General features: G+C 53.9%; 13 protein-coding genes. 4 read left to right on the forward strand and 9 right to left on the reverse strand.

Annotation, left to right across the window (positions count from 1 at the left end):
• Window positions 1–34 precede the first annotated feature (34 nt).
• Window positions 35–1,093, forward strand: a complete 1,059-nt coding sequence (gene sohB, locus FHS30_RS06610; protein WP_183909648.1) for a protease SohB — start codon at window positions 35–37, stop codon at window positions 1,091–1,093.
• Window positions 1,094–1,188: 95 nt separating this feature from the next.
• Here sohB and FHS30_RS06615 read toward each other — a convergent pair whose 3' ends face one another.
• From FHS30_RS06615 to FHS30_RS06625, 3 genes are all read right to left on the reverse strand, one after another.
• Window positions 1,189–2,358 (reverse strand): cation:proton antiporter, encoded by a 1,170-nt coding sequence (locus FHS30_RS06615; protein ID WP_183909651.1) that lies wholly within the window; start codon window positions 2,356–2,358, stop codon window positions 1,189–1,191.
• 98 nt (window positions 2,359–2,456) lie between these two features.
• Entirely contained in the window at window positions 2,457–2,948 is a 492-nt protein-coding gene (locus FHS30_RS06620; protein WP_183909653.1) for a DUF934 domain-containing protein, read from the reverse strand.
• Entirely contained in the window at window positions 2,932–4,584 is a 1,653-nt protein-coding gene (locus tag FHS30_RS06625; protein WP_183909655.1) for a nitrite/sulfite reductase, read from the reverse strand. The genes FHS30_RS06620 and FHS30_RS06625 overlap by 17 nt, the downstream gene beginning before the upstream one ends.
• Before the next feature lie 699 nt (window positions 4,585–5,283).
• Between FHS30_RS06625 and FHS30_RS06630 the strand changes: the two genes are divergently transcribed.
• On the forward strand, window positions 5,284–5,751 hold the full coding sequence (locus FHS30_RS06630) for a MarR family winged helix-turn-helix transcriptional regulator (RefSeq protein ID WP_183909657.1): 468 nt from the start codon (window positions 5,284–5,286) through the stop codon (window positions 5,749–5,751).
• 71 nt (window positions 5,752–5,822) lie between these two features.
• Here FHS30_RS06630 and FHS30_RS06635 read toward each other — a convergent pair whose 3' ends face one another.
• Both FHS30_RS06635 and metH read right to left on the reverse strand, forming a co-directional pair.
• Window positions 5,823–6,044 carry a DUF2970 domain-containing protein gene (locus FHS30_RS06635; protein ID WP_183909659.1) on the reverse strand — a complete coding sequence of 74 codons (222 nt, stop codon included), beginning with the start codon at window positions 6,042–6,044 and terminating at the stop codon, window positions 5,823–5,825.
• 90 nt (window positions 6,045–6,134) lie between these two features.
• Entirely contained in the window at window positions 6,135–9,830 is a 3,696-nt protein-coding gene (metH, locus tag FHS30_RS06640; RefSeq protein WP_183909661.1) for a methionine synthase, read from the reverse strand.
• A gap of 214 nt (window positions 9,831–10,044) precedes the next feature.
• Between metH and nfuA the strand changes: the two genes are divergently transcribed.
• Window positions 10,045–10,629, forward strand: a complete 585-nt coding sequence (gene nfuA / locus FHS30_RS06645) for a Fe-S biogenesis protein NfuA (RefSeq protein WP_183909663.1) — start codon at window positions 10,045–10,047, stop codon at window positions 10,627–10,629.
• 76 nt (window positions 10,630–10,705) lie between these two features.
• Here nfuA and FHS30_RS06650 read toward each other — a convergent pair whose 3' ends face one another.
• From FHS30_RS06650 to FHS30_RS06660, 3 genes are all read right to left on the reverse strand, one after another.
• Entirely contained in the window at window positions 10,706–11,773 is a 1,068-nt protein-coding gene (locus tag FHS30_RS06650; RefSeq protein ID WP_183909665.1) for a 3-deoxy-7-phosphoheptulonate synthase, read from the reverse strand.
• 115 nt (window positions 11,774–11,888) lie between these two features.
• Window positions 11,889–15,341: a UvrD-helicase domain-containing protein gene (locus FHS30_RS06655; protein ID WP_183909667.1), complete on the reverse strand. Its 3,453-nt coding sequence runs from the start codon at window positions 15,339–15,341 to the stop codon at window positions 11,889–11,891.
• Window positions 15,338–17,959 (reverse strand): PD-(D/E)XK nuclease family protein, encoded by a 2,622-nt coding sequence (locus tag FHS30_RS06660; RefSeq protein WP_183909669.1) that lies wholly within the window; start codon window positions 17,957–17,959, stop codon window positions 15,338–15,340. The genes FHS30_RS06655 and FHS30_RS06660 overlap by 4 nt, the downstream gene beginning before the upstream one ends.
• A 158-nt stretch (window positions 17,960–18,117) precedes the next feature.
• Here FHS30_RS06660 and FHS30_RS06665 point away from each other — a divergent pair, with 158 nt between their 5' ends.
• Window positions 18,118–18,726, forward strand: a complete 609-nt coding sequence (locus tag FHS30_RS06665; protein ID WP_183909671.1) for an NUDIX hydrolase — start codon at window positions 18,118–18,120, stop codon at window positions 18,724–18,726.
• 34 nt (window positions 18,727–18,760) lie between these two features.
• On the opposite strand, the gene FHS30_RS06670 is transcribed toward FHS30_RS06665, so the two are convergent.
• Complete coding sequence (locus tag FHS30_RS06670) at window positions 18,761–19,051, reverse strand: hypothetical protein (RefSeq protein WP_183909673.1); 291 nt, start codon at window positions 19,049–19,051, stop codon at window positions 18,761–18,763.
• Window positions 19,052–19,130 lie beyond the last annotated feature (79 nt).

Genomic DNA, 19,130 nt, shown 5'->3' on the forward strand with positions numbered 1-19,130 from the left:
ACTGGTTAAATTTAGACTTTAAAGAGGATAATTTTTGGAATTTCTAATGGAATATGGCCTGTTTTTGGCTAAAACCGTTACCTTGGTTGTTGCGCTGGGTATAGTGATTGGGCTGATTCTGTCTGCCGGTTCGCGTGATAAAAAAGATCCGGACGGCCAAGTTGAAGTGCGTCGGCTAAACGATCATTACGATGACGTAAAAGACATGATGCAGTCCGTGTTAATGGATGAGTCTGAATACAAAGCGTTATTAAAAGCCGAAAAGAAAAAAGAGAAGGCGCAGGCGAAAGCTAAAAAATCTGCTGCCAAAAATAATACAGAGGCGCCGGCTACGGAACAAAAGCGGGTCTTTGTTATCGATTTTGAGGGTGATATCCGCGCGTCTGCTACTGAGGCGTTGCGTGAAGAAATCACAGCACTGCTCTCTGTCGCTAAAGCCGGCGATGAAGTGGTGGTTCGGTTGGAGAGCGGCGGTGGGATGGTGCACAGCTACGGTTTGGCGGCCAGTCAACTACAGCGTATCACCGATGCTGGCGTACTATTAACAATCTGTGTGGATAAAGTCGCTGCCAGTGGCGGTTACATGATGGCCTGTGTGGCGGACAAGATATTGGCCGCGCCCTTTGCCATTGTGGGTTCTATTGGCGTGGTTGCTCAAATGCCTAATTTTCATCGATTGCTGAAGAAAAATGATATTGATTTTGAACTGATAACCGCTGGCGAGTACAAGCGCACATTGACTATGTTCGGTGAAAATACCGATAAAGGACGTCAAAAATTTGTTGATGAGCTGGAGGACGTACACGGTTTATTTAAGCGCTTTATCACTGCCCATCGCCCCGTTGTCGATGTAGAAAAGGTCGCTACAGGCGAAGTGTGGTTTGGTCAGCAGGCCATAGAAAACAAGTTGGTGGACGATATCAAGACCAGTGATGAATACATTACCAGCCAATATGCCGATGCGCAGGTGTTTGAATTGCGATTTGAATTGCCAAAGAGTTTGCCCCAGAAACTGGGTTTGGCTGCGGAAGGCGTGATCGATCGTGCAGTCACGAAAGCTTGGCAAACGCTAACTCAGAGGTTCTCGGCCTAATTGCTGGAATCAATTTGTTCACGACCAAACGCAAACATAAAAATGGCCCATAACGGGCCATTTTTATGGGGAAAACCTTCTTGACCTATGCGGCGCTAGTCGCGTCTCAACTTATCTGACACTGCAATGGGGTTCGGGTAGTTGAATACAACGATATAGCTACTCACTAAAAATGTAATGATGGCGGTTGCCTGAATGAGCGTGGACGCTTTTTCTCCAATCAGTGATGCGTTGATGGCGACAAAGGCAATGAGCAAGCTAAATTCACTGATTTGACCCAGTCGAAAGCCAATGTCCCACGCCAGTCGGTTTTCCTCGCTTTGTTTGCGCAATAGAAAACGGTAGGTCACGGGTTTTAATACCAACACCATGATGGCCATAACGGTCGCGCTCAGGGCAACCGCGGGTAGTAAATCTAAATTAAAGCGGGCTCCGATAGAAAAGAAGAAGATAATCAAAAAGAAGTCGCGTAGTGGCTTAAGGCTGATGGCGATGTACTGGGAAATAGGGCTGGTTGCGAGCGTAATTCCGGCAATGAACGCACCAATCTCAGCAGATAAGCCTAGATATTCAGATAGTTCGGCCATGCCCATGCACCAACCAATGGCCAATAAAAAGATGTATTCATGAAATCGATCGAAGGTTTTGATGAGATGCAGCAGGACCCAGCGTACAAATAGCCATGCCGCAACCGCCACCAAGGGAAGCGCCGCGAAAGTTTTGCCGAGTGTGGGGAGATCGACCTTGCCTAGGTCGCCGCTGAGTAACACCATTAAGCAGACTATGGCGAGAAAATCCTGTAGCAACAGCAGGCCCACCATTAGGTCGCCGGTGTGCTTGTGGTGCAGCACTGTAGTGGGGAGCAGCTTAATACCGATGATCGTGGAGGAAAACATCATGGCCATGCCAATGATTAGGTTTTCTAAATGGCTAAAGCCAAATAACCAACCTATGGCATAACCCGCGCTGGCAAACAGTGCGGAGCTTATGAGTCCAATGTGGGTGGCTTGCTTCAATACCGAAAACAGGGCCTTGGGTTGCATGTCTAGACCGAGTAGAAAAAGCAAAAATACAATGCCCACCCGTGAGATCTCACTGATGAGTTCCACATTCGTGATGAGCTGAAAGCCATAGGGGCCAAGTGCCATTCCGAGCAGTATGTAGGCTACTAGCAAGGGTTGGCGGCTATACAAAGCGAGGGATGCCACCACCGCAGCACCGGTAAATATCAGAAAAAATGATTGAAATAGTGTGGGGTCAGCCATAAAACGCTCCTGTTGGCTAACAGTGTAATCAAGATCTGTACCACTGACGAATGAGAGTCATAAAATAAAAATGCCCGCAAATGCGGGCATGGATCAGATCAGGTGCGGCGTCGAAACAGCGGTCGGGGTTGATCAACCGACGCCTGATAGTGTTCGGTGAAATCAGCAAGAGATTCGATGGCGGAGTTTAAGTCCGTGCCTTGCCGAAAATCCATGGCGTCAAAACCACAGCGCCTCAGGAAGTGCGCTTGATCCTGAAGTACATAGCCAAATGCGCGCAATTCACCACTAAATTGATGACGCTCCCGTGCGAGCCTACCCAGTGAGAAGCCTCGGCCGTCCACAAAGGCGGGGAAGTGAATAGCGAGCAGTGCTAACTGTGACAAGGTGTCGGTTAGTGCATCGAGCGTTTCATCGCTATCGACCCAAACGCCGTCAACACCGAGCGCAGAGAGCGCTTCAGTTTGTGACACCCACAGCGACAGTGGCACCACATCGGTGCGGTTTTGGACTGCAGTTAGGTCGCTATCTTTGGGCAAAAATTGGCGGTGGCATTCCACTATTGCCTCGTTTTTAACTAGCCTTGGCATAAATTCGCTCCTTAAAAGGCTGCACACCAATGCGTCGGTAGGTGTCTAGAAACAATTCTTCCTGAAGGCGGCGCTCCACATAGACATCCAGAATTTTCTGGATGACATCAGGCACGTCGTCGCGCCCAAAGGAAGGGCCGAGCACTGTGCCAAGGGATGCATCATTGCTCGCCGAGCCGCCCAGCTGTACTTGATAAAATTCTTCGCCCTTTTTATCGACACCCAAAATGCCAATGTGGCCCACGTGGTGGTGTCCGCAGGCGTTCATACAGCCAGAAATATTTAAGGTCAGATCGCCCAGATCATAGAGATAATCCATGTCTTCAAAGCGGCGCTGAATGGCTTCTGCGATGGGAATGGATTTGGCGTTGGCAAGTGAGCAAAAGTCGCCACCAGGGCAACAAATCATGTCAGTCAGGGTGCCAATGTTAGGAGTGGCAAAACCATGGGTCTTGGCTTTTTGCCAAACCTCGAACAGATCGGCTTCGCGAACATCGGCAAGCACGACATTTTGTTCATGGGTAGCTCGGACTTCGCCAAAGCTGTATTGATCTGCGATATCGGCAATGGCTTCTAACTGTGTGTCAGTAACATCACCCGGCGCCACACCAGTGGGCTTGAGCGACAAGATAACGGCTTTGTAGCCCGGACGCTTGTGATCTTTGACGTTGCGCTCTATCCAGCGTGCAAACGCTTTGTGCTCGGCTTTGAGGGCGGTTAAATCTGCCGCGGCGTCTGCCTGGTACTGGGGCAGTGTGAAAAACGATTTGGCGCGCTCTATTTCAGTCTGGGTTAGGGTGGTTTCTCCATCCCTCACGTGCGCCCATTCGGCCTCTACCTTCTTGGCAAATTCTTCCGGGCCGGTGGCCTTGACCAAAATCTTAATGCGGGCTTTAAACTTGTTGTCCCTGCGACCCAGTAAGTTGTAGGTCCGCAGAATGGCTTCCAAATAGGTGAGCAAATGCTGCTCGGGTAAAAACTCGCGAATCAAACTGCCAATCACCGGCGTGCGACCGAGACCGCCCCCCACGTAGACGCGGAAACCGGTTTCGCCGGCATCATTCACCACCAATTGCAGGCCAATATCGTGCACCAGAATCGCGGCGCGGTCTTGGGCTGAGCCGCACACGGCAATCTTGAACTTGCGCGGTAGAAAGGCAAATTCTGGGTGGAATGTGGACCACTGCCGGATAATCTCGCAGTAGGGGCGCGGATCGGTAATCTCGTCTGGCGCGACGCCGGCAAATTGATCAGAGGTGACATTGCGGATGCAGTTGCCGCTGGTTTGGATGGCGTGCATTTCTACCTCGGCGAGTTCCGCGAGGATATCCGGTACATCTTCCAGCTGAGGCCAGTTTAACTGCAGGTTTTGACGGGTAGTGAAATGGGCATAGCCCTTGTCGTACTCTCGCGTGATGTGTGCCAGCTTGCGCAATTGCCGGCTGCTTAACAATCCGTAGGGGACTGCGATACGCAGCATAGGAGCCACCCGCTGGATGTAGAGGCCATTTTGCAGGCGCAATGGCAAAAACTCTTCGTCGGTTAGGTCGCCAGCTAGGTACCGTTCGGTCTGGCGGCGAAACTGTGCGACGCGCTCGCGCACGATGTGGTGATCGTAGGAGTCGTAAACGTACATGAATTCCAAATACCTTATATTGCGCTATATAGCGCAGGGTTATTTAGTGCAGATCGCCTGCTGGCGCTACAAGGGCTGCGCAGGATACCTTAGAACCCTTACTGAATCGAGCTGGGCCCCGTCTTTAAAGGGTTAGCGAGGACTTGTAAGGGTGACGCGGCGGCGAGATTACCAAGCTCAGGTGCAGCTTGATACTAATTGTTTGCGCTATCGTAATATAATTTTGGAATAACAAAGCCATTAGCGCTTGATTCTTTGCTTTATGGTGTGGTTAAAATCAGTTTCTGGCGTTAAGCGCCTACATTCTCCCCAAAAAAAATAACAGAGGAGCTATACCATGCACGACGAAATTCAAATGCAAGAACAGGGTGATAGCATGGCGGATGCCATTGCAGCCATGGCGCTAATTGTAATCTTTGTTGCTACCTGCGTTTTTTGGGTCAGCGGACAATAGCACCTGACTCGCTGCGCCGGATTGCGTGGCCGCCGATTTCCAGCACGCTTAACTAGCCCTATGCGGGAAAGCGAAAGACCAGAGCCCGGCTCTGGTTTTTGCGTTTTGAGTCCCGTAATTTGCACGATTCATAGACTTCCGTGCAAAGTGCCCAAATCTACCTCTTCGGTATGGACACTGCCATTGGGTCAGGCATGATGTGCCAAGGCTAAGAGTAACTCGCAAGTAAACAGGTGTGCCTCGGTATGAGTGAGAAGGATTTTCATTTACACAACAGCTTTGCTTTTTGGATTAGTCGCTTGGCGCAGCAGATGCAGGAGCGTTTGAATCATCAATTAAAAGCCCATGGCCTAAGTTGGCAACAGTGGGCCGCACTCAATGTGATGCACCACGGTCTGGCCAAGACGCCGGCGCAAGTTGCGGAGCACATTGGCGCAGATCGCTCAACGGTAACCCGGATGTTGGATCGACTAGAGCGACAAGCCTTGGTACAGCGCGAACACGATGGGCTCGATCGCCGGGTGGTCAAATTACACCTCACTGACAGCGCACGCCAGCTGATCAAAGATCTCAATAAATTGGCGGAAAAAACCCAAGCAGAGTTTTTATCAGAATTGCCCTCGACGGAATATCGAGGGCTTCGAGGAAGTTTGGTGAAGATGTTGCGAGCCGGTGGCCTTGAGGCGGGTAATTTGTGGCGGCAAACCAGTTAATGCGTGCTTACACAATTAAATAATAAGTAAAATAATCTGACTTAATATAATTGTGAGTGTTATTAAGCCCTTCACAGCCCGCTATTTTTAAGCACTGCCTGCACAATCAACGTCATGCACACTATAAACCCCAGGGTAAAAATCAATCCTGCGGCAATATAGTGGTAAATATTGCCGCCGCTAAAGTCCCGCTCTTGATTCTTTTTGCTCTGCACGCCAATGGCGGCCGCCAGCGTGCTGATGACTATGCTACCAAAGCTTGGTTTTCGTTGCGGTTGCGACTCTTCACTCATGGTTAACCTGTGCCTTGTCTGGCTGATAGCCTCCCGAGAGTAACAGCAAGCTATGCGTGGGGCCAAGGGGGCATACACCCCCTTGCGCGGCTATTGTGGGTCGTAATCCAAAACGGGCTGCAGCCAGCGTTCGAGTTCGGTAAGCGTCATCCCTTTGCGTTGTGCCAAGCTCTGCACCTGATCGACATTGATTTTACCGGTGTTGAAATATCGGCTGCTGGGATGCGAGAAGTACCAACCGGATACAGCAGCTGCTGGATACATGGCAAAGTGCTCCGTGAGCGTAACGCCGGTGGCATTTGTGGCATCTAGCACTTGGAAAAGCGTGGCTTTCTCGGTGTGATCTGGGCAGGCGGGGTAACCGGGTGCAGGTCGTATGCCCTGATAGGCCTCCTTAATGAGGTCTTCATTGGGCAGATTTTCGTCGGGCGCGTAACCCCAGAATTCGGTCCGAACGCGCCGATGCATGTGTTCCGCAAAGGCCTCAGCGAGACGGTCTGCGAGTGCTTTGACCATAATTGCGCTGTAGTCGTCGTGCTTGGCTTCAAAGGCTTTCGCCAGCTCTTCAGCGCCGATGCCCGCAGTCACTACAAAGCCACCGACATAGTCCTCGTGCCCAGCAGGCGCAACAAAATCTGCCAGAGAGAGATTGGGGTGAATGTCCCCCGGCTTTTTGTTTTGCTGGCGAATGTGGTGCAGGTGCGCAAGCGGTTCAGTGCGTGCTTGATCTGAAAATAGGGCGATATCGTCGCCATTGACCTGATTGGCGGGCCAAAAGCCAACGACTGCGCGAGCCTTGAGGAGTTTTTCATCAACGATGCGTTTTAGCATTTCTTGCGCGTCGGCAAAGAGACTTCTTGCTGCTTCGCCCACTACCTTGTCATCCAAGATTTTGGGGTACTTGCCTGCCAGATCCCAGCTGATGAAGAAGGGCGTCCAGTCAATGGTTTCAATGAGCTCTTGCAAGGGGTAGTCGTCGAAGACCCGCGTGCCGGTGAAGGCAGGGGCGGGGGGCGTGTAGTTGTCCCAGTCGAGCTTGAGACCAGCCTTGATGGCGTCGGGATAGTTGAGCACAGTGCCGCGTGCTTTGCGGCCGGCATTGCGGACCCGCACGGCTTCATATTCGGCTTGTACTTTTTCAACGAGTGCCGGTTTGAGTTCATCGGAGAGCAGTTGGCTGGCGATGCCCACGGCGCGCGATGCATCGGCAACGTAAACCACCTGATCGCGTTTGAATTGAGGTTCAATTTTTACCGCGGTGTGTGCTTTGGAGGTGGTGGCGCCACCGATCATTAGGGGCAGCTGGATGCCCTGACGCTCCATTTCGCGCGCCACTGTGACCATTTCGTCGAGCGAAGGTGTAATTAAGCCAGACAGCCCGATAATGTCGCATTTCTCGTCGATGGCGGTCTGTAGAATTTTTTCGCAGGATACCATCACGCCTAGGTCCACGACGTCAAAGTTATTGCATTGTAAAACCACCCCCACAATGTTTTTGCCGATGTCGTGCACATCGCCTTTAACGGTGGCCATGAGGATTTTGCCGTTGGGTTTGGCGCCCACCTGCTTTTCCGCTTCGATATACGGGTTGAGGTAAGCCACGGCTTGTTTCATTACCCGGGCAGACTTCACCACCTGGGGGAGAAACATCTTGCCGGCACCAAATAGGTCGCCAACCACGTTCATGCCGTCCATGAGTGGACCTTCGATGACGTCGATGGGTTTCGTGGCCTGTTGGCGGGCAATTTCGGTGTCTTCTTCGATGAATGCTGAAATGCCTTTGACCAGGGCGTGCTCTATGCGTTTGCCGATGGGCAGCTCACGCCACGCGAGGTCCTCCTTCTTGGGGCCGGTGCTGCCGTCGCCTTTGTATTTGTCTGCAATGGCCAGCAGGGCTTCGGTGGCGTCGGGGCTGCGGTTGAGAATGACGTCTTCTACGGTGTCCCGCAATTCCGCTGGCAGGTCGTCGTACACCGCCAACTGGCCGGCATTGACGATCCCCATATTGAGGCCCGCCTTGATGGCGTGGTACAAAAATACTGAGTGGATAGCTTCGCGCACCGGGTTGTTGCCCCGGAACGAAAAGGACACATTAGACACGCCCCCAGACACGCCTGCATGGGGCAGGTTTTTGCGAATCCAGCGCGCCGCTTCGATGAAGTCCACCGCATAATTGTTGTGTTCTTCGATACCCGTTGCGACGGCAAAGATGTTTGGATCGAAAATGATGTCCTCGGGCGGGAAGCCCACTTTATTTACCAACACATCGTAGGAGCGCTGGCATATTTCGATCTTGCGGGCCTGGGTATCAGCTTGGCCGTCTTCGTCAAACGCCATTACCACTACCGCAGCTCCGTACAAGCGGCACAAATTGGCGCGCTCGATAAACTCGGCTTCACCCTCTTTGAGGCTGATCGAGTTAACCAGTGGCTTGCCTTGCACGCATTTGAGTCCCGCCTCGATGATTTCCCACTTAGAGGAGTCCACCATGATGGGCACGCGTGCAATGTCTGGCTCACCGGCGATCAGGTTGAGAAACCGTACCATGGCGGCCTCGGCGTCGAGCATGCCTTCGTCCATGTTGATGTCGATGACTTGAGCGCCGTTTTGCACCTGCTCAAGCGCCACTTCCAAAGCGGTGTTGTAATCTTCATCCACGATCAGACGCTTAAATTTGGCGGAGCCAGTGACATTGCAACGCTCACCCACGTTGACGAAAAGAGAGTCTGCGGTGATGTTAAAAGGCTCTAAGCCGGCGAGGCGACAAGCGGGGGGAATATCGGGAATGACGCGCGGTGGGTATTTGGCCACGGCCTTGGCAATGGCTTGAATGTGCGCGGGCGAGGTGCCGCAGCATCCACCAATGATATTTAGAAAGCCGCTCGCGGCGAACTCTTCCACCACCGAGACCATCTGTTCCGGCGTTTCGTCGTACTCGCCGAATTCGTTGGGCAGTCCTGCATTTGGATGCGCTGACACCAGGCAATTTGCCACCCGTGACAGCTCTTTCACATAGGGGCGTAATTCTTTGGCTCCTAGCGCGCAATTGAGGCCGATCGACAGGGGCTTAGCGTGGGCCAAGGCGTTGTAAAAGGCCTCGGTTGTTTGGCCAGACAAGGTTCGGCCAGAGGCGTCGGTGATGGTGCCAGAAATCATAATGGGCAGTTCAATGCCCTCTCTGTCGAAGTAGGTTTTGACGGCAAATACCGCCGCCTTGGCGTTGAGGGTATCGAATATCGTCTCGATTAGAATGAGATCGGCGCCACCTTTAACGAGGCCGTCAGTGGCTTCCAAGTAGTTCTCAACCAGTTCGTCGAAGGTAATGTTGCGCGCGCCGGGGTCGTTAACGTCGGGAGAAATGGAACAGGTGCGCGAGGTGGGGCCCAGTACGCCGGCGACGAAGCGCGGTTTGTCGGGCGTTTTCGCCGTAAATTCGTCGGCTACCTTGCGCGCCAGCGCTGCGGCGCTGTGGTTGAGCTCCCAAACCAGTGACTCCAGACCGTAATCGGCTTGCGAGACCTGTGTGGCATTAAAGGTGTTGGTTTCAACGATGTCTGCACCGGCCTCATAGTAGGCCGCGTGAATGCTGCCGATGATGTTCGGTTGGGTGAGGCTCAAAAGGTCATTGTTGCCCACTAAATCCTGAGCCCAATCTGCAAAACGAGCCCCGCGATAGTCGGCCTCTTGCAATTTATGGGATTGGATGAGTGTCCCCATGCCCCCGTCCAAAACGAGGATTCGGTGTTGTAGTGCTTCACGTAGTAGGACAGTTCTGTTTTGCGACATGGGTTTTCCGCTGGGTAACTAGGATGATTATCTATATCAAAATATTTTGATGTAGATTGTGATTCTATCAGAAAACCCACACGTGGGGGCACGTGGGTTAGAAATTTCAGAATTAACCCTAAACTGTAAATGGTTGTTTTGATTTGCCTGCCGATTGTTTAGAATACCCGACTGTTTCAATCAGGTAATCAACCTTTAAGGGCCTTGCAAATCGATGGTAAATGTCAACATTACGGAATCTGCTCAGAAGTACTTGCGCGAACTGCTCGAAAAGCAGAACACCCCGGGCATTGCCATTCGCATGTTTGTGTCTAGCCCTGGCACGCCTCAGGCTGAAACCTGTATCGCCTATTCGCGTCCCGGTGACGATCGCGATGCCGATGTCTCGGTTGAATACGAGGGCTTTACCGCCTACTTTGAGGAGCGATCACTGCCTTATCTCGATGAGGCTAAAGTTGACTACTCACCCGATAAAATGGGTGGCCAGCTCACCATACGGGCACCTAATTCAAAGATGCCCAAGATCTCTGACGATAGCCCACTCGAAGATAAGATCAACTACGTGCTCTACAACGAGGTAAACCCTGGTTTGGCGTCCCACGGTGGGGTGGTGAGTCTGTCCCATATCACCGAGGACATGTATGCGGTGTTAAAGTTTGGCGGGGGTTGTCAGGGCTGTAGCGCGGTGGATATCACCTTGAAAGAAGGCGTAGAAAAGACCTTGGTCACGAAAATTCCAGAACTTAGTGGGGTGCGCGATATGACCGATCATACCGACAAGAGCAATGCCTACTATTGAGTTCAGTGTTGCAGCGACATAAAAAAGGCGGGTTTTTTTACCCGCCTTTTTTATGTCTGAGTTATTAACAGAATACTTAACGTTTTGGCAGTATGTCTTTGATTTTATTACGCATATCACGCAGGCACTGCTCTGTTGTTTGCCAGTCGATACAGGCGTCGGTAATGGATACGCCATACTTCAGGTCAGCTTTATCTGCAGTCATTTTTTGATTGCCCGCGCCGATATTACTTTCCACCATCACGCCGATAATGGACTTATTGCCCTCGACGATTTGGTTGGCGATGTTATCTAGTACCAGCGGTTGTAGGTCGTGCTTTTTATTGGAGTTGGCGTGGCTGCAATCCACCATGATGTTGGGGGCAATACCGGCAGCGGCCAGTTCTTTTTCGCACATGGCGACACTGACTGAGTCGTAATTGGGCTTGTCATTGCCACCGCGCAACACCACGTGGCCGTATGCGTTGCCCGCGGTATGGATGATGGACACTTGGCCGTTTTCGTTAATACCCAAAAAACGGTGCGGGTTGGCCACTGATTGCAAGGCGTTGATTGCCACGGTCAGAGAGCCATCCGTGCCATTCTTAAATCCCACCGCCGACGACAGGCCAGAGGCCATTTCCCGGTGAGTCTGCGATTCCGTAGTGCGCGCACCAATAGCAGACCAGCTGATCAGATCTTGCAGATACTGAGGCGAGATCGGATCCAGCGCTTCGGTTGCCGTTGCCAGACCAATCTCTGCTACGTCTTGCAACAGTTTGCGGCCGATGTGCAAACCCTCTTGAATCTTGAATGAATCGTTCAAATAGGGATCGTTAATCAGGCCTTTCCAGCCCACGGTGGTGCGAGGTTTTTCAAAATACACGCGCATGACCACGTACAGGGTATCAGACACTTCATCGGCGAGCGCCTTCAGGCGACGGGCATAATCCAGCGCGGCATCGACGTCGTGAATAGAGCAGGGACCAATCACCACGAATATGCGGTGGTCCTTGCGATCTAGGATGTCGCGAATGATCTGGCGGCCTTCAGTGACAGCTTTTAGTGCGGTGTCGGTCAACGGCAACTCCGCTTTGAGGGCATCCGGTGAAATCAGGATTTCCTGGGATACGACATTTAAGTCGTCTACTGCGCGGTTAGTCATGGAGCGTATTTCTCTTCAATACTGATTATTAGCGGTCGGCCATTCTACGGGATTTTTTGGCGTCCTTGCCATTTTTTTAGAATAAAAGTTTGTTGTGCGGCAAAATTTCCGCTATTTATGCCACGTCGACCGGTTGAAAGTGATCGCAAAGCGGGAAATAAAGCGCTGCGCGTACAGGCTCTGGTCCCAAGGTGCGAACGAGTCGGCTGTAGGTTGATAGTTGCATCTGGTAGCGGTTCACCTGTTCGGAAACAAACGCATCAAGGCTCTGCTGGGGTGAGGGTTCGCTGCCTTTGTAGTCGATCACCCAGCGCACGCCATCTGCTACGAAGGTGCGATCTATCACCCATTGTTTGCCGCCCTGTGGGCTGGATTCCCACAACACTAACTCTGTGGCGCTGTCTTTATGGCTTGGATTTAGTAGCCAAGGACCAGTTTCTGACTTTGCAATTTGCTCTAGCGCGCGATGGATTTTCGCGATTGCTGCCTCTATATGCTGGACTCCGTTCGCACGCAGCTGCGTCACTAGCAGGGGGTGTGAGCTGGCGAGATAGTCTGCTGTGGGCAGGCGCCCCGACTCTGTTAAATATTGAATTTCGGCGTGCAATAAGGTGCCGGTTACGCGGGCATCCTTTTCGTAGAATAGTTGGGGATCCGGTCGATTCAGAGGGTTCTCCGTGGTGACGGGACCCGTGGTTTTGCCTCGGTAGGTGGCGAGTGGCGTGGCGCAGGGCGGTTCCTGCCATTGCCATTCGGGACTGATCCGACGGATTTTGTTGGCGCCGACGAGTGAGTTCTGAGTGGCATCACCGGATTCGCCTATCGGAATCCGCACCGCATCTGGGTGGGCTGTCTGCCAAATACTGGCAAGCAAGCTGCTTTTGGCCGGTGGCATTAGCTCGCCATCCTTCTGTTTTGCAGAGGCAAACAGGTGTAATTGCCGTATGGCACGGGTGGCCCCTACATAAAATAGGCGCGTCGCCTCCGTGCGCGTGCGCTGGTTTTTTTCATGCTGAATAAAGTGGTAGAGGTCGCTGTCTTCGTAGTTGCTGAGCGGGCTCATCAGCACCTGCTGATCGCCCTTGTGGTCTATTTGGTCGAGCCACAAGAGTAGCTCCCGGCTGTCTGCCCGGGGTGTGCGATGCAAACCGGGAATGATCACTTGGTCAAATTCCAGTCCTTTGGACTTGTGGATGGTCATGACCTGTAGGCGGGGATCGGCGTCGCTGGACGGTGCGGCAAACAGGCGACTCACAGCGTCTTCAAAGGCCTGCCAATCCCGCAGGCCGTCGCCGTCGGTATGGGCTTCCAGCAAATCGAAAAATGTTTGGGCATTGGCGAGATCACTGGCTTCGAGCAAGCTGTGTTGTCCGCCTAGCGCCTGCCAGCAACCTTCGAGCCAATCGCGCAGTGGCTTGCGAGCGCGCTGTGCGAGCGTCAGCTGCAGCACCTTGACTGTGCGGGTGAGCGCGAGGCCGCCCTCTGTCGATAAGCCCGTGGCGGCGTTGGCAGACTGCATTTGCGCCCACAGGCAGGGGTGGCCATCGGGCAGCGCTGGACCTTCACTTTGAGTCAGTGCCAATAGGTCTGCGTTGCTCAATCCGCACCAGGGCGCGCGCAGCAGGCTGAGCCAACTGATGCGATCTGTTGGGTTTAGCAGGGCTCGCAGCAGCGACATTAAATCCTGCACAGCCATGCGGTCGCTGAGGTTATCAAATTCCGCGGCTTGGTAGCGGAGGCCTGCGTGATCCAGCCGCCGTAAGCAGGCGCGGAGATGACTCCGCGTGCGGGCCAATAGGGCAATGGTTTGATCGGGGGCTTGTTGGCGCAGCTTCTGAATTAAGGTAACTACAGCCTCGGCCTCGGCTTCATTGGGGTTGCCGCCGTCTTGATCAGTTTCGTTTATCAACAGGTTTAGCTGCACCGCTTTCTCTTCCAGTGCGGCGCGAGCTGCGACACTGGGTTGATAGCGAACCTGGCCGCGCGTCACGTCATCGCGGGCGGGGAAGGCGGCGCTAAAGTGCGTATTGACCCAATCGACCACGCCTTGTTGGCTACGGAAATTGACTTTGAGATCGAGCGGCGTCAATGGCACATCGCCAATTCCATGCGCCCGAGCTTGTAGAAAAATACCCACCTTGGCGTTGCGAAAGCCATAGCAGGATTGCATGCCGTCGCCCACGATGAACAGCGTGCGACCGTCACCCGGTTCCCAGCCGGCGGTGAGGTGTTCAATAAGTTGCCGTTGTGGCACCGAAGTGTCTTGAAATTCGTCGATCAAGATATGGCGAATCTGGTAGTCCAGACGCAAGGCCAGCTCGGACGGTTCGTCCAATTGTCCCAGTGCTGTGAGTGCGGCCTGCGCGGTATCGATGAAGTCGCTGCAACCCTCGCGGCTGAAGACCAGCGTTAGCTCGGCCACTAAGTGGGGTAGAACACGGGTCAGCGCCTCTAGCAGGCGCCATTGATGGGGTTGATAGCAGGGGGCAGGTAGTGTGCGCAGCAATTGTAATTGCGCCAGGAGTTCAGGCCTTTCTGACAGCTCGCCGATGAGGCCCGCAAGCCGCGTCTTCTGAGCGCTTGCGAATGCTTTGCTGACCTCGGGACTGCGCTCTGTGGGAAACCCCATGGTTTTGTCGAGCCGCTTGCGCCAGCCGCCGTCCTTGCCCGCGGTGAGTAGCAATTCAAGCAGCGCTTGGTATTGACTTACGGTCGCGGGCAACTCTGCGTCGCCGAGTCCGCGGGGCAGTGCCTTGAGCGCTGCGAGTTGCAGTATCGGGCTCGGTTTTAGCGCTTGCTTTGGGTCGTGTTGAAGGTTTTCAGCCGCGTAGCGAGCAAGCTCGCAAAGGCTCAATTCGTGCGTCGATAGCACATTAATTATCGGTTCTAACTCACTGATTATTATGCTTTTTAGGCTGGATTCTAGATAGTCCTTGGCGCCGGAGGTTTGGCCTGCAAGGGCCAGTCCGAGCCATTGATCTCGCTGTTTGAGGAGCGATAGCAGTAGGTTTTCAAAGGTGTCAAAGCGGTTGTCGAGTTCCAGCAGCAGGGTGGCCAAGTCGTCGGCGATCGGGTGTTGGCTTTCCAGTTTTTCATAGAGCGCCAGAATCGCCGCGCGATAGAGTGGTTCGGGTTGATCGCTGGGTTCTGGCAGGCTGCCCATGCCCGAGGCGAATGGCAACTGTTTGGCAATTTGTCGCGAAAGGCCGTCAATGGTCTGGATGCGCAATCGATTGGGGCTCTCGAGTAGAGACCAATTCAGCTGCGCGTCGCGATCCAACAGGTTGCGCGCGAGTTGCCAAGTGGTTGCCTCGTGGGGGCTAGTGGGGCAGGGTTGGGTTTTTGCGTGCCAGAGCGCCGCGGTGATTCGGTCGCGCATTTCACCGGCAGCTTTTCGAGTGAAGGTTATCGCAAGCAGCTCTTCCGGTGCCTCGCATGTGGCCAACAGCGCCAGCACGCGTTGGGAGAGGAGGCCGGTTTTACCGGAGCCCGCCGGTGCTGACACGGCGAAGGAGTGGTGTATGTCCAATGCTTGGGCGCGAACTTTGGCGTCGATTGGTGCGCTCATGAGGATATCCCCTTGGACGAGAGCTCTGGTTGCTCGGAGGTTCGCAACAGGGGCGCTAACTCAGCCGCGTATTGGTGGCTTTGCGGGCTGGAAAATGCCAGGGGTGTGTGGCCTTCGAGCAACTCGTTGGCCAAGTGCGTAAGTACCGCGCGCCAGTGCTCGATCAGCTCCGGCCAATCTTGGTGGCCCACGTAACGGTCATCTGGCGCTTTGATGCCTGGGCTCAGTTGGGGGTTTCCGATGCCTTGCAGCGATTGCTTGGTTTGTCGCAGTTCCGCAAAGGCAATGCCGGCGACGGGCTCGCCGGCATCGGCTAGGGCCACGGCATAGAGCGGGAGTTGGGGTTCCTCGGGGCGCGTGCCCAACCATTTACCGATATGGGAGGCGCCACTTTTGTAGTCAATTAATAACCATTGTTGGCCCACGCTATCGATGCGGTCTAGCCGAAGGCTCATGGGCAAATCCCCAAGCGTGTACTCGAGTGCCTGCTCCAGACCGATGGGGGCAAAGTTTGGCCGGTCTCGTTCAAAGGCCAGCCAGGGGCGTAGCAAACGATTGAGTCGCTCCCGCTCTAGGGCCATAAAACGCGTATTGGCTAGGGCGGGCAGCTCCGCTATGGCGAGGTCCAATGCCTTTTGGAGGTGGGCCTCTAGAGCGGCGTCATCCAATGCGGCCAGTGAGGGTTGTTCGCGCCAGAAGTAAAATAGCGTTTGGTGGAGTAGGTGACCGCGATCGAGCGCATTTAACCCCGGCTGCGCTTGTGCAGGTCGACGAGCGCCAAGTCTCAGGGCCATAAAGGCCGCCAAGGGGCAGCGCGCTTGTTTTTGTAGCATGCTACTGCCGCCGCGCAAGCGCACCCGTTCCGCAGGGCTAACTGCAGGAGCTTGATGTGTCGCTAGCCATTCCAGCGGTGCCTGATGCCACCGTGGGGGCTCGGGTGAGGGGTCGGGTAGCAGTGGCAGATGATTGATGAGCGGGCTGGTGTTGAGCTCCCGATCGCCATCTCGTGCGGCGTGGCTAAACACCACGCGTCGCGCCGCACACAAAAAGTTGCGGGTAAGGCTTTGGCAGAAGGCGAGCTCACGGTCGGCGCTGGCATGGGGCATTTCAAGGTCGCGTTGCAACGCGGCCGGTAGCAATGGATTGGGGGCCGCGGGCGGGGGCCATTGGGTATCGTCCATACCCAGCACCCACAATTGATTGAATGCGAGACCTGCGGATTCCAGTGTGCCAAGTATTTGCAGTGGCGACTCAGGCGTTTGTGGTTGAAATGGCTGTCGGCTTGCCAATTCATTGAGCCAGTGGCGCGCGTCGGCGGCGCTTAGGAGCCGGTTCAATAGATCGGCCTCGCTTAGCCGGTCCAGCAGCGTTAGCAGTTGACTCGCTTGTTGGTGCTCTTCCGAATCCAGCACTCGGGGCCCGGGCCAGTTGAGTTGTTGTAAGCTGGTGAGAATGTGTGCCGCCCATTCTCTACCGGTCGCACGGGCGGGCCAATCCTGTAGAGCGCTCAAGCCATCCTGCCAGCGCTGAACTGCCGGTCCCGGCCCCGCGTAGTTTTGGTAGGCTAGTATGGCCTGCTCTAGGTGCCCCAAGGAGACTTCTGAACGGCCAGACTCCTGTAAAAAACACGACACCCAGCGGCGCAGTTCAGCGTCCTCAGAATGGCCAATAAATGGGCTGTTAAGCCATGCAATGCATTGAGATTGCGTTTTCGGCCAGCGAAGACTGCCAAGCAGTTGATGCACCAAGGGGCATTGAGCTAAGGGGGTGCCCGCAGAGAAGTTGAAAGGCATCGTAAAACGCGGCGATGTTGGGCGATGATGGCTCGGTTCGAATACGCGCGCTAAGGCCCGTTCGAGGCGCGCACGGTTTTTGCCGAGATTGGGATCGACTATTGCGATGCGTTGGCTTGGGTCGGCCTGTAGTGCGTTAAAGGCCCATTCAGTGGCGGCCTGAAGTTCTTGTTTTGGATCTTTGCAAATTAATCGTTGAGTTTGCTGTGCAGGTTCGTTGTTGCTGTGGATTGGGATCAGCTCTGCAAAGGACGCGTTCAGCAATTGTCGGTGCAGAGGGGCCAAGGTGTCAAAATTCAACAGATAAACCGGGTGAGCAGGTTGGGGCCGGGCGGCTTTCGCTTCAAGTAATAATGCCAAGCGTTGTTCGTCGAACATCAAACCGAGACTCTCAGCCTCTCGCTCCACATGGTCGATCCAGCGAGTAAGTCGGCGCTGTTCGTCAACCTGCCCGTAGATTTGCCATTGCTCCGCAGACACCTGCCACAGCTTGAGGTAGGAATAGGCTTGGTCGAGTTGGTCGATGAGCAGGCGCGGGTGCACCAATGGATCGACATCGTCCTCAAGTTGCAGTGCCTGAGCCCACAGTTGACGGCGAACAGGTGTGCTTGCGATTATTTTGAGGGCCTGCTGTTCGCCTTGGCGTTGAAGTTCTAGCCAAGCAGACTCGATCCAGTCTGAGAAACTGTGTATGTTGGGTGCTTTGCGCACGTCAGGTTGTTGCGCGGCCCAGGTTAATAAGAGCTTGTTTTTGAGGCGGTTGTTGGGTGTAAGTATCAATGCGCCCTTATCTAGGGGCACGGTTAACGACTGCAAATTAATCAATGAGGCGCCTTTAGAGCTAAATGTCGATTAGCGAAGGTTTGTAGCGAATTGAATGCGTCAATGCAACCGCTGATTGTAGTTATTGCATTTGCGCAGAGCGCCACGCCCTTTACAGCGTTTATCGAAAGCGCAGCAGTAATGGAATGACGGAAAATCCCATGGAGAATGAAACATTGATCGACTCGGGCTGCGTGGCTTTAGCGCGATCAGTCGCCCAAGGCTTCGAGGTATTGTTGGCGCGGCGTTCACCAAAGGTCAGTATGGCGCCAGATCATTGGGTATTTCCCGGCGGTACAGTAGAAGCCTGTGACCGCGAGGGGGCCCAGAACTCCTATCGACGAGCGGCAATGCGCGAAGCGTTCGAGGAGGTCGCTGCCCCCATACCGTCCGTGGAGCAATTAATCGATTTTGCGCACTGGGTGACGCCCTCATTTTTCCCGAAGCGATATCGCACCTATTTTTACCTGCTCCCAATTGAGCCATTCGAACCAGTTGTTGACGGCGTTGAAATTGTCGAAACGATCTGGCTGTCGCCTCAGGACGCGCTTAGTAAGCAGGGGCAGGGCGAGTTAGATTTGATGTTTCCGACGGCGGCATTGCTGGATTGGATGTCCGATTTCCAGCGACTCGACGCGCTCATCGCGCGTTTACAGCAGCGACCCCTGCCGATGGTATGCCCAACCCTGGGGTACGAGGGCGGCAGGCGCTATCTCGCCATAGATCCGAGTGCCGGCTATCGATTGCAGCGTTGGTTTATTGATCGGTAAAGTTGGGCCTGCTAGATGGCAGGCCCATTGATGATTAGCCTGCCATGCGGGCTTTATAGGCGCGAACGGCCTGATTGAATTTGTCAGCGGTTTCTTTCATTTCATCCACCATGGAATTGTGCTGTGCAGTGCTGATATTGCACTTCAGGTATTTCTCTGCCTCGCCCACATAGGCTTGCACGTCATTCTTGGCTTTGATCATTTGTGGCGTTACGGCGGTGTCTGGATCTGGAATTTCTGGTGGCGATGGTCGACTGCAAGCAAACAGGATTTGGCTAAAACCCAGGGTGCCTACAAAGGCGGCTAATAATAGGCTTTTTCTCATGGGCAACTGTCCTAAAAGTGTCTCTATCTGGTCTTGGAAGGCGCGCCGCAATGCTTCTACGCAGTGCGCGCACATGCTT

The sequence above is a fragment of the Simiduia aestuariiviva genome (assembly GCF_014192475.1).
In the GTDB taxonomy this organism is placed as follows: domain Bacteria; phylum Pseudomonadota; class Gammaproteobacteria; order Pseudomonadales; family Cellvibrionaceae; genus Simiduia; species Simiduia aestuariiviva.